Annotated in this window: 12 protein-coding genes; 10 read left to right on the forward strand and 2 right to left on the reverse strand. The window is 52.1% G+C overall.

All coding sequences use genetic code 11. The features are described 5' to 3' along the window. Positions 1-82: 82 nt before the first annotated feature. Genes AC0LWN_RS07275 through AC0LWN_RS07285 form a run of 3 tightly spaced genes read left to right on the forward strand, consistent with a single transcriptional unit; the run spans position 83 to position 3133 of the window. Positions 83-1450, forward strand: a complete 1368-nt coding sequence (locus tag AC0LWN_RS07275) for a nitrogenase component 1 (protein WP_474663899.1) — start codon at positions 83-85, stop codon at positions 1448-1450. Then, positions 1437-2756, forward strand: coding sequence for a nitrogenase iron-molybdenum cofactor biosynthesis protein NifN (gene nifN, locus AC0LWN_RS07280; RefSeq protein WP_474663901.1), 1320 nt, complete (start codon positions 1437-1439; stop codon positions 2754-2756). Before AC0LWN_RS07275 ends, nifN begins: the two co-directional genes overlap by 14 nt. Further along, complete coding sequence (locus tag AC0LWN_RS07285) at positions 2753-3133, forward strand: NifB/NifX family molybdenum-iron cluster-binding protein (RefSeq protein WP_474663902.1); 381 nt, start codon at positions 2753-2755, stop codon at positions 3131-3133. Before nifN ends, AC0LWN_RS07285 begins: the two co-directional genes overlap by 4 nt. Before the next feature lie 3 nt (positions 3134-3136). Here AC0LWN_RS07285 and AC0LWN_RS07290 read toward each other — a convergent pair whose 3' ends face one another. After that, complete coding sequence (locus AC0LWN_RS07290; RefSeq protein ID WP_474663903.1) at positions 3137-4684, reverse strand: serine hydrolase domain-containing protein; 1548 nt, start codon at positions 4682-4684, stop codon at positions 3137-3139. A gap of 220 nt (positions 4685-4904) precedes the next feature. Continuing rightward, positions 4905-5138, reverse strand: coding sequence for a ferredoxin (locus tag AC0LWN_RS07295; protein ID WP_474663904.1), 234 nt, complete (start codon positions 5136-5138; stop codon positions 4905-4907). Between the two features lie 456 nt (positions 5139-5594). Between AC0LWN_RS07295 and nifH the strand changes: the two genes are divergently transcribed. The 7 genes from nifH (at position 5595) to AC0LWN_RS07330 (ending at position 12157) form a co-directional block, all read left to right on the forward strand. Further along, entirely contained in the window at positions 5595-6422 is an 828-nt protein-coding gene (gene nifH / locus AC0LWN_RS07300) for a nitrogenase iron protein (protein ID WP_474663905.1), read from the forward strand. A 21-nt stretch (positions 6423-6443) separates the two neighbouring features. Continuing rightward, entirely contained in the window at positions 6444-8003 is a 1560-nt protein-coding gene (gene anfD, locus AC0LWN_RS07305; RefSeq protein WP_474663906.1) for a nitrogenase iron-iron protein, alpha chain, read from the forward strand. A gap of 18 nt (positions 8004-8021) precedes the next feature. Beyond that, entirely contained in the window at positions 8022-8372 is a 351-nt protein-coding gene (gene anfG / locus AC0LWN_RS07310; protein WP_019911711.1) for a Fe-only nitrogenase subunit delta, read from the forward strand. Between the two features lie 34 nt (positions 8373-8406). Continuing rightward, positions 8407-9795 carry a Fe-only nitrogenase subunit beta gene (gene anfK / locus AC0LWN_RS07315; RefSeq protein ID WP_474663907.1) on the forward strand — a complete coding sequence of 463 codons (1389 nt, stop codon included), beginning with the start codon at positions 8407-8409 and terminating at the stop codon, positions 9793-9795. Between the two features lie 86 nt (positions 9796-9881). Then, positions 9882-10316 (forward strand): hypothetical protein, encoded by a 435-nt coding sequence (locus AC0LWN_RS07320; RefSeq protein WP_474663908.1) that lies wholly within the window; start codon positions 9882-9884, stop codon positions 10314-10316. Positions 10317-10365: 49 nt separating this feature from the next. Beyond that, positions 10366-10869, forward strand: a complete 504-nt coding sequence (locus AC0LWN_RS07325; protein WP_474663909.1) for a pyridoxamine 5'-phosphate oxidase family protein — start codon at positions 10366-10368, stop codon at positions 10867-10869. Positions 10870-11110: 241 nt separating this feature from the next. Further along, on the forward strand, positions 11111-12157 hold the full coding sequence (locus tag AC0LWN_RS07330; protein WP_474663910.1) for a Rieske 2Fe-2S domain-containing protein: 1047 nt from the start codon (positions 11111-11113) through the stop codon (positions 12155-12157). Positions 12158-12188 lie beyond the last annotated feature (31 nt).

Raw genomic sequence — 12188 nt, forward strand, 5'->3', positions numbered from 1 at the left:
GGGTTTCGAGATTGAACTATGTTTAGAATAAAAGTAATATAAATAGATATAATTGGCAGGATCGCAGAAGGAGGGATATGCAATGCCCAAAGGGATTCCGAACCTGTTCATTGAGCCTGATTGTGAGCACAACCGCGAGTTGAAAAAAGGCTGCGCCAAACCGGGTCCGGGCGACCTCGCAAAGGACTGTGTCTTCCAAGGCACTCAGGCTGTTCTGCTTCCTATCTCGGATGCCGCGCATTTGGTGCACGGAACCTCTGGCTGTCTGCAGAATAGCTGGGGCATGCTGGAGGCCGGAATGCCAGGCGGTCCGCTGTCGAAACTCAGCTTTTCCATGGGGCTGACGGAAACGGATATTGTTCTTGGCGGCCAGAAGAAGCTGCTTGAAGCGATCAACTACATCATAGAGCATTATCACCCTCCCTGTATATTTGTATATGCCACCTGTATCACCATCCTGACCGCGGAGGATTTGAACACGGTCTGCGGCAAGGCTGAGAGCCTGTGGAAAATTCCCGTCATTCCGCTGCATAATTCGGGCCTCATGGGCAGCGGAAATATGGGCAACCGGCAGGCGGGCGAAGCATTATTCGAGAAAGTCATCGGTACCAGTGATTCAGACCCCAGAAAACTCACCCCTTTTGATATCAACCTCATTGGCGATCATCATTTTTCCGCAGAAGGACAAGAAATTGAAGCCATGCTCTCCAAAATCGGGATACGCGTGATCTCGCGGATTGCCGGTGAATGCACCTTCCAGGAGCTGCGCTCCGCCCATCAGGCCAAGCTGAATATGCTGGTATGCAGCCGTTCGATGGTTACTTTGGCCCGGAGGCTGCGCGATTCGTTCGGCATTCCCTATTGTGAAGGCTCCTTTTGCGGCTCCCGGGAGATTCGTTTTTCTCTGCGGCAGATGTCCTTTCACTTTCAGAATGAGGCACTGGACAAAGGGCTGCACCGCTACATGCGCCGGGAGGAAGAACGCCTCCATAAAGACATTCAACGCTCCTATAAATCGCTCAAAGGCAAGAAGGTTGTGCTGTTCACCGACGGTATTGAGAGCTGGATTTATATTTCGCTGCTCTATGAGCTGGGAATTAAAATCGCCGCCATCGGCACAAACCATAACGCTAGGGAGGACCTGTCCCGGATCAAGGAGCGGATTCATGAGGATACCCTGCTGATTGTTAAGTGTGATGAAGCGCGAATTCTGGAGCTGTGCCGTCTGCGGAAGGCTGATCTGTTGATCGTAAGCGGACGCAGTGCGTTTGTCCCGCTGAAAGAGGGAATCCCTTTTATGAACATTGATGAAGAGCGGCGCGGGGGTTATGCCGGCTATGATGGAGTCAGAAGATTTGCCCAGGATGTGATGGATACGCTGGCGCAGCCCGTCTGGCAAATGATCCGCCGGCGTTCACCCTGGGAGGTGGACAGCTATGAACAAGGCTGACAGCACGCCCGGCAAACCGCTGTCTGTCAATCCGTTTCATTCCAGCCAGGTTGTTGGCGGCGTGCTTGCCCTGCAGGGAATTTATCGTGCGGTCCCGATTCTGCACGGGGCGCAGGGCTGTGCGGAATCGGTGAAAACAGTGCTGTCCCGCCATTTTCGTGAGCCGATTTCGATACAGAACATTGCCATCCATGAGCAGAATTTGATTTTTGGCGGGGAGGAAGCCATTCGCGAGATGATCCGGCTGGTCATGGACAAATATCACCCGGATGTTCTGGCGCTGATCGGCACATCGCTGACAGAGGTTGTGGGCGAGGATTTGCTGGGAACCGCCGAGGCCTATTACCGGCAGCATAAGCTGCTGTTCAGAGATAAGCTGATGTGCGGGCTGCACCTTCCTGACTATGAGGGCTCCCTGGAATCGGGTTATGCCAAAACCGTGTATGCGGTGATCCAAAAGGTTATTCAAAGCGGGGGCCGGACGGTGCGGAAGAAGAAGCGGAGCCGGCTCAATCTGCTGCCGGGAGCCCACCTGACGCCGGGGGATGTGATGGAACTAAAGGAAATAATCGCTTCCTTTGACATCGAGGTGATCGTCCTCCCGGACCTGTCCTCCTCGCTCACCGGGCATCTGATGATGGGCCACACGCCGCTCTCGCGGGGAGGGGTTCCGCTGGACTACTTGCGTGAGATGCTAACTTCCTCCTACACCGTTGCACTGGGCAGCTCGATGGAGCCATGTGCGAGACTGCTGCAGGAGGAGCTGCAGATTCCCTATCAGGTATTTAATGGTGTAACGGGATTGGCAGAAACCGATGAGTTCTTCCTGTTCCTCCGCCAGTTCAGCCAGAGCGACGGACAGAATAAATACCGCTGGCAGCGGCAGTTCCTGCTGGATTGTATGCTTGATACGCGTTCGGTGTTTAGGGGGAAAAGGATTCTTGCCGCTCTTGAGCCTGATCACCTGGTTTCGCTGTACCAATGCCTCTCGGAGCTTGGCATCAAGTCCTTCGGCTCGGTGAGCTCCACCTCTTCGCCAGCGGTTGCCGCCATTCCAGGTGCTATGCAAGCCGGTGATCTGGAGGATCTGGAGCGGATGGCTGCGGGCGGAGCCGACCTGTGGGTGAGCAATGCTTACGGAGAGCGGAATGCGCTTCAGTGCAATATTCCTTATTTTCCTTTGGGATTTCCGGTATTTAACCGCTTCGGTTCGCCGGCCAGCGTTAGCGTGGGTTACCGGGGGACGGCCGATCTGCTGAATAATATCGCGAGCATTATGCATAGCAAGGAGGGGAACCGCCGATGAAAATTGCCTTTGCGTCCAATGAGGGCAGAACGCTGGATTGCCATTTCGGGCAGTGCAATTCGTTTGTGATTTTTGAGTTCGGGGAAAAGGGGTACTGCTTGCTGGAATCAAGGGCCTTGCCCGCCTCCGGGGAGGAGACGGAGGAATGCGATAAATTCCAGCAGCGGGTCGAGCTGATCAAGGACTGCACGGTTTTGTTTGTAGTGAAGATCGGCGGCGATGCCACCAAAAAAGTATTGGCGGCAGGAATTATCCTCCTTCAGTCCGAGCAGGGAAGTGAGATTATACCGCAACTGGATCAGTTGCGGCAGATGCTGAAGGAGCGTCCGCCGCTGTGGCTGGTCAAAGCGCTGAACAGAGGCAATGATATAAGCTGAGCTTTAGGCGGCAGTATCAGATGCATCGGCTGCGCGTTTGCGCGGTGTCTTCAACTTCGGGAAGAACCCGGCGATGAATAAGGCGACATGCCAGGCGAAAACCCAGAGCATGGTGTTCTTCAGGCCGGCCGATAGTCCCAGAATGGTCCAGGAGTAAGAGGCCAGGAACAGCAGAGTACCGGTTGCCGTAAGCAGGACGACACGTATCCCGAGCCAGAGGAACGGCTGCCGGTTATGCTTGGTTATGAACACCCGTCTTCCTTTTAGTAGCCAGAGAACCCAGACAAGCACATATATACCAAGCAGTGCTGCAACAGCGTTTGCGATGTAGGCGTTAGTCTTGCGTGCAGCATTAAGCGCATCATACCCATCCGGTACGGAGCCGGTCAGCGACTGAACCCAAGCATGGTAAATGTCCTGCCGCAGGTCGATGCCATTTTCGCTGTTCGTCAGGATCACAAGGCCATCCCCGGTCTTCGGGACGAACCCGTAAAAGCTGTGAAACCCCCGGTTATCCCCCGGATGATACAGCATGATCTGGCCGCTGGACAGGGTTCTTGTGAAAATACCCAAACCGTTATCAGCTAGAACCGGTGTCTGCATCTCTTGAATAAGCGGTTCCGTGATCACACTGCTGCCAGGCATCGGTTCGTTTCTCTCATCCATGCTGGCTATAATCAATTTCATCAGATCAGCGGAAGTGGTAGAGAGGCCGGCGGCGGCTTTTTCAGTAAACTGATAATCCGGCAGCGCCTGCCCGAAGTAACCGTATCCTTTTGCCATCAGGGGGTTGGCGGTGGTGTCTCCAAAGGTACTGGCATTCATTCCTAACGGCTTTAGCACCTGCTGATCCATATACTCTTCAAAAGGCAGGCCGGTGACCTCCTCAATCACTAGCTGCAATAGCATATACCCCGCACCGGAATAGATTGCCTCCGTTCCGGGAGCAGCGGCCAGCTTTACGGGATCATTGGACCATCCGGCCCCTGATAAGGATTCTTCCAGCGTTGGCAGCGGCTCTCCCGGAGCGGAGCCAAGATAGCCTTTGTGTGCAGGCAGGCCGGCGGTATGGCTGAGCAATCTCCTGAGAGTGACTCCACTTTCATCAAATTCAGAGCTTGGCAGCTTCCAGCGCGTCAAATATTTTGCGGCGGGATCATCGAGCGATACCTGTCCTTCTTCAGCAAGATGAAGAATACCCCATGCGGTCAGGCTCTTGGAGATTGAGCCTGCCTGGAACAGCGTATCCTTGCTCACGGGCTCACCGCTCTTAGTGTCAGCTACCCCATAATTAAGCGAGTAAGCCACTTGCCCGTTATGTACCAAACCCACTGCCACTCCGGGAACATCATAGGTCTTCTGCCACTCGGGCACTTTGCGGTCCAGCAGCAGCTTGAATTCCCCGATATTTCCGACAGATGAAATTTCAGCAGACGCTGGATTCCCTGTCTCCGCACTCACACTACTGGATAGGCCTGAAACCGCCAAACCTGCAGCAATCGTACATAAGGCTATAATGCGGTAAAATACTGTTTTTTTACTGGGTTTCATGTGTTTAGACTCCTTTGGTATTCATTCGTATAAGCAACAAATACAGCGTAGTCCATATCAAGTTAATCTCCCATAGATTTAGCTTACGATAAGCTTTAAAGTTCCTTAAACGAATCTTACAGCGCTGTAAGGTAGCCAGGTCAGGAAAAAAGAAGAGGAGAATCCGTAGCCGCAAGGCCGGGAATCTCCTCTTTTTTTGTGAATTATGGAATATTGATCGTCAGGCAAAAGGTGCGGCGGCAAGCTGGATGCAGTGGGTTGGACAACTGTCGAAGGCCTCCTGCAATTCTTCCAGCATGTCCTCACCGATAGCTGTAACCCCCCGGTTATTGTCACCCTCATAGATCACGCCGGCGATTCCGTTGTTATCCAGATCGAAAATGTCCGGGGCTGCAGAGTTGCAAGCACCGCAAGCGATACAGGAATCCTGGTCGACACTGGCAAATTGACTCATGATTCTCTCTCCTTTCTGAATTTGATAAGTTACGAAAAATGATGATTTCATGATAGTTTATGCCTCTTACGGTGGGGAAATGCTTCTTCATGTATGTTTCTTCACATGTTATTTTACATCTCTCAAATGGACACTTACAACGGAAAAACGGCTGATTTAACAGTAGATTCATCTTTTGTGTAAGGAAAGATGACACATCATGCATGAAAACGTTCTTTTGATGCAGATGATTGCGCTTTTACAGCTGAGCTGTAGAGGTCCGTTCGGAATAAATCTGATATCTGCTGTGTCATGGCAATTAGATAGCGTTTTCAAATCGGTATTTACGAATGTTAAAAAGGTAAACATCGATTAAGGTTCGCTTATGTCGTTGACAGTTTTTTCAATTTTGTTATGATCTAGTCAAATCCAGAGCACCAACAGATTCAGAAAAATATTAAGCGGGAGTGTGGAAAAATGACTAGGAAAATTGCGATCTACGGCAAGGGCGGAATCGGAAAGTCTACTACACAACAGAACACAGCTGCGGCAATGGCTTATTACCATGACAAAAAGGTGTTTATCCACGGCTGTGACCCGAAGGCCGATTCTACACGGATGATTCTCGGCGGGATGAATCAGAAGACGCTGATGGATATGCTCCGTGATGACGGCGCCGAGAATATCACCACTGAAAAGGTTGTGAAGTCGGGTTATCTCGGCATCCAGTGTGTGGAATCGGGCGGACCTGAACCGGGGGTTGGCTGCGCCGGGCGTGGTGTCATTACAGCGATTGATCTGATGGAGAGCAACGGTGCCTATACCGACGATTTGGATTTTGTGTTCTTTGATGTGCTGGGTGACGTGGTGTGCGGGGGCTTCGCAATGCCGATCCGCGACGGCAAAGCCCAGGAGGTGTACATCGTGGCCTCGGGCGAGATGATGGCCATATACGCGGCGAACAATATCTGTAAAGGCCTTGTCAAATATGCCAAACAAAGCGGTGTCCGTCTTGGCGGAATCATCTGCAACAGCCGGAACGTGGACCGGGAAAGAGAGTTCCTGGAGGAATTCACCGCCTCAATTGGCACACAGATGATTCATTTCATGCCTCGTGACAATATCGTTCAGAAAGCGGAATTTAACAAAAAGACGGTCGTTGAATTCGACTCCGAGAGCAAGCAGGCAGGGGAATACGGCGAGCTGGGCCGCAAGATCATTGAGAATGAGAGCTTTGTAATTCCGAAGCCGCTGAGTATGGATGAGCTGGAAGCGATGGTCGTCAAATATGGGATTTCCGATTAATTAGGAAAAGGAGGAATAACCATGCCATATCATACATTTAAGTGCAGCGAGTGCATTCCAGAGCGGGCGAAGCATGCAGTGGTCAAAGGCCCCGGCGAGGATTTGACTTCGGCCCTTCCCGAAGGCTACCTCAACACTATTCCGGGAACCATCTCTGAACGGGGCTGCGCCTACTGCGGAGCCAAGCATGTTATCGGCACACCGATGAAGGATGTTATCCATCTGAGTCATGGTCCGGTCGGCTGCACCTACGATACCTGGCAGACCAAACGATATATCAGCGACAATGACAATTTCCAGATCAAGAACACCTTTGCCTCGGATGTAAAGGAGAAGCATATCGTCTTTGGAGCCGAAGGGCTGCTCAAGAAAAACATTATCGAAGCGTTCAAGGCTTTTCCCGAAATCAAACGGATGACGATCTACTCGACCTGTGCCACAGCGCTGATCGGCGATGATATTGACGCAGTTGCCCAAGAGGTTATGGATGAAATGCCGGATGTCGATATCTTCGTCTGCAACTCTCCCGGCTTCGCGGGACCAAGCCAATCCGGCGGCCACCACAAAATCAATATCGCCTGGATCAATTCCAAGGTGGGAACGGTCGAGCCGGAGATTACCAGCGATTATGTCATTAACTATGTCGGTGAATATAACATTCAGGGTGATCAGGAGGTTATGGTCGATTATTTTAAAAGCATGGGCATTCAGGTGTTATCCACCTTTACCGGCAACGGCTCATATGATGATCTCCGGGCGATGCACCGGGCGCATCTGAACGTTCTGGAGTGTGCGCGTTCCGCCGAGTACATCTGCAATGAGCTGCGGGTGAAATACGGGATTCCGCGCCTGGATATCGACGGTTTTGGCTTCGAGCCGCTGTCGGCCTCGCTCCGCAAGGTTGGCTTGTTCTTCGGCATTGAAGACCGGGCGCAGGCAATTATTGATGAGCAGACGGCTAGATGGAAGCCGGAGCTGGACTGGTACAAGGAACGCCTCCAAGGTAAAAAGGTATGTCTCTGGCCCGGCGGCTCCAAGCTCTGGCACTGGGCCAATGTCATCCATGAGGAAATGGGGGTTGAGGTTGTCTCCCTGTATACAAAGTTCGGCCACCAAGGCGACATGGAAAAGGGCATTGCCCGCTGCGAGCAGGGCGCTCTTGCCATCGACGATCCGAACGAACTGGAGGGGCTTGAAGCTATGGAGAAGCTGAAGCCGGACATTATTTTCACGGGTAAACGCCCTGGTGAGGTTGCGAAGAAGATCCGGGTTCCTTATCTCAATGCGCATGCCTATCACAATGGGCCTTATAAGGGCTATGAGGGTTGGGTCAGATTTGCCCGCGATATCTATAATGCCATTTATTCGCCGATTCATCAGTTGTCTGCACTGGATATCAGCAAGGATGAGATTCCAACGGATAAAGGCTTTGCGACCCAGCGGATGGTATCTGACGCGAAATTGAGCGAAGAGGTCAGAAATTCAACCACTCTGCGGCAATATACCGGCGGATATGACTCCGTCTCCAAATTGCGGACCAAAACATATCCGTATTTGCAAAATCAGCTCGCAGGCGTGTAGCGGAAGGAGGGGAAGCCTATGGAAGATGTGATGAAAGAGAGAGTTGCGGAGCTGGAAAACTATATTATGAAAAAATGCCTGTGGCAGTTCCACTCCCGTTCCTGGGACAGGGAAAAGCAAAACGAGGGCGTTCTCACGAAAACGATGCAGATTCTCTGCGGTGAACCGGTGGACAAAGGGACCCCAGCGGACCGCTGCTATTGGGTGGATGCCGTAGTCCTGGCGGAAGAGTACACCAAACGGTTCGAGTGGCTGGCCGAAATGGGCATCGCGGAGATTAAACAACTGATGCAGGCGCTGAAAGAGCGGATTGATTATGTAACCATTACCGGATCGCTGAACAAGGAGCTTACCGTCAAGCAATATTAATTCGCGCAAGTGAATAATCGGAGGGGGCCAGACTATGACTTGTGAAATCGTACAAAAGGAACGCAGCGGCGTTATTAATCCGATATTCACCTGCCAGCCTGCAGGGGCGCAGTATGCCAGTATCGGAATCAAGGATTGTATCGGAATTGTCCATGGCGGGCAGGGCTGCGTAATGTTCGTCCGTCTGCTGTTCTCCCAGCACTTCAAGGATAACTTCCTGCTCGCTTCCTCCTCTGTTCATGAGGATGGGGCGGTATTCGGCGCATTGAACCGTGTTGAAGAAGCAGTGGATGTGCTGCTCATGCGCTACCCGGATGTAAAGGTTGTGCCGATCATCACCACCTGCTCGACGGAAGTCATCGGCGACGATGTGGACGGTGTCATTCTGAAGCTGAACAACGGGCTGCTCAAGGAAAAATATGCCGACCGAGAGGTTCATCTGATCGCGGTGCATACGCCCAGCTTTGTGGGCAGCCAGGTGAGCGGTTATGATGTGGCCGTCGATGCTTTTGTGAGGCATTTTGCCCGCAAGGATCAGCCAAACGGCAAGCTGAATCTGATCACAGGCTGGGTTAATCCCGGAGATGTGACGGCGCTCAAGCACCTGCTGGCCGAAATGCAGGTGGATGCTACGGTGTTGTTTGAGATTGAAAGCTTCGATTCGCCCATTATGCCGGATAAAAGCGGGGAATCGCACGGCAGCACCACGATAGCAGATTTAACCGGAACAGCGAATGCGCTGGCCACCATCGCACTTAACAAGTACGAGGGAGGCAAGGCTGCGAAGTATCTGGAGGATGAATTCGGCATTCCTGCGGTTGTTGGTCCTACTCCGATTGGCATCCGCAACACCGATACCTTCCTTCAGAACGTTAAAAAGCTGACCGGGAAGCCCATCCCGGAATCCCTGGTTCGCGAGCGGGGGATTGCCATCGACGCTTTGGCGGATCTGGTGCACATGTTCCTTGCTGACAAGAAGGTGGCGATCTATGGACATCCGGATCTGGTTATCGGACTGGCCGAATTCTGCATTGATCTGGAGATGCAGCCGGTGCTTCTGCTGCTTGGTGACGATAATACCACCTACAAGAGCGATCCGCGTATCCAGGCGCTGCAGAACAATGTGGAATTCGGTATGGAAATTGTACTGAATGCGGATTTGATGGAGCTGGAACGCCGGATCAAAAACAAGGAAGTGGAGCTGGATCTGATTCTTGGCCACTCTAAAGGGCGTTTTACCGCCATCGACAACAATATCCCTATGGTCCGGGTAGGCTTCCCTACTTATGACCGTGCAGGATTATACCGCCATCCAACCGTTGGGTATGCCGGTGCGATCCGCCTGGCTGAAGAGATTGCCAACACCCTGTTCACCGATATGGAGTACAAGCGGAATAAGGAATGGATTCTGAGCGTGTGGTAGCATTTGGGCAGGCTGATGGAGTGACTATTTTATTTTATTCTTATAACAAGGTATAAACATCATGTTTGCAGGAGGTGTACAGCGCTATGCTGGCAACGGAAACGGATCTGGAGGCTTTTGAGGAAAACTATCGGGATGCTCTGGCGTATCATCGGAGAGCGGAGCAATTTTTGCGGCAAAAGCAGCGGCTCAGCCTGGTGTTCAATGTGGGTTCAGTAGCGCTGGAACGGTATCTTGTCGCCTTATGCCATCTTTATAGGGTAATCCCGCTGAATCATAATTATATCTGCCTCATGAATGCTGTAGAGACTATTGTGGATGTCCCCAAGGAGCTGAACAAAGAAATCAGATCGCTGGATTTCATCTTTGGCATCTGCTCGCTCGATGATTATTTTCATGGAACGCCGGAGCCTGAGGATTCAACCCGTGTGCTGAGCATGTGCGAGAAGGTGCGCGGGTTGTTCGATCCGGCCAGGATTTCCTTGGCGAGAGCGGCGGCTGGCACAAGTATGACTGGATGATGGAGTTTTTGAGCTGGCTCAGCGAACAGGAAAGGAGGAAACCGCAAGGATGGAGCATGTGAGCTATAAGCAAAGGGATTGCCGTGACCAGGAGCGGATCGGGGAATTTCTTAACACGGCGAGAATTGGTGTTATCGGCATCGGTGGGGATGCCTATCCCTATGCAGTTCCGGTCAATTATGTGTGGTATGAGGGCACTGTGTATTTCCATGGCATGGGCTCCGGCAAAAAGGTGCGTCTGCTCGCAGAACATCCTGCCGTCAGCTTCACGGTTTACCGGGAGGACAGTACGGTAACAGATCCGGTTCCCTGTAAGGCAGATACCGCATATTTCAGCGTAATGCTGTTCGGTGAAGCAACCAGAGTCACCGATATGGGGGAGGCAGCCGGAGTGCTGCAAAAAATTCTGGACAAATACACACCGGGCTTCTACAAGCAGGAAATGACTGCCCGGATGGTGGAGAAATACAGGTCTTCTATGGACGGGAACGGAGTAGCCGTCTACCGCCTGACGCCGGTTCACCTGACGGCCAAGGAGAATGCTGCCGTTTGAATAGGCGGCCCGTTAAGCAGCGAAAACAGCCTTCTGAATCACCGGAAGGCTGTTTTTGCTATAACAAATGTTATGATGCATAACATTAAAGTGTTATTTTTAGTCGGATGAACAAAAACAAACGATTCGCGATTGATTTTTATAGTAAAATGATATTAAAATACACGCAACAAGTTATATAATCTAACATATAATTCACTACCTATATGGAGTTTAGAGTGAGTGGAGAGGTGGAACGAACATGATAGAGGAAAAGAAGATACCAGCACAAGAGCTCGAGCTTCCCCGTGACTGCACGTTCTCCCCTGAGGACTGGCGCGTGCTGGCTCAATATTGGTACCCTGTAGCGATTGCAGACGAGGTACAGGACAAACCGCTTGCGGTGAAGCTGCTGGATATGAAGCTAGTGTGCTACCGCAGTGAAGGCAAAGTGGTTGTTGCACGTGATCTGTGTTTCCACCGGGGAGCGCCGCTGAGCAAAGGCTGGGTGGAGAATGGTGAAATCGTCTGCCCGTACCACGGCTTCCGCTATAACTGCGAAGGCAAGTGTACGGCTGTTCCAGCACATCCCAGCTCTAAAATTTCCCCCAAGTTGAAGCTGATTGTCTATCCTGCTGTTGAGCGTTATGGCCTGATCTGGACCTGCCTGGGGTCGGCACCGGAGCAAATTCCGGCCTTTCCAGGCTGGGATGATCCGGACTACATTAATATTTTGCCGCCGAGCTTCGATATTGCCGGTTCGTCCGGCCGCCAAATGGAAGGCTTCCTGGATGTCTCACATTTCGCTTATGTGCATACGGCGACCTTCGGCGACCGCAACAATACGGAGGTTCCGCAATACAAGGTAAGACGCGAGGGCGACGAGCTGGTGGCCGAATACTGGAGCACAGTCAGCAATTACGGCAAAGGCCAGGAGAATCCGGCGCCGGAAGGCTTCATGTGGCTGCGCGAGTTCCGCGTGTTCCCTCCGTTTGCGGCTTCGCTTACGGTATATTTTCCGCATGAGGGAAGGCTCAAAATTCTCAACTGCGCTTCTCCGGTCTCCGCCCGCTACACGCGGCTGTTCTGCCCGATCTCCAGAAACTTCGACAAAAGTGCGCCGGTGGAGGATACGATCAAGTTCAATCTGCAGGTCTTTGGGGAAGACGCTGAAATGGTGGAATCGCAGACTCCTGAGGATTTGCCGCTCGATCTGCAGGCCGAAGCCCATATTCCGGCAGACCGCACCTCCATTGCTTACCGCCAGCTTCTTACCGAACTGGGGCTGGGACGGTCTTACACTTCATAGAAGCTGGACTCATTTATAAGAGCTGCAGATA

The organism is Paenibacillus sp. sgz302115, assembly GCF_056120445.1.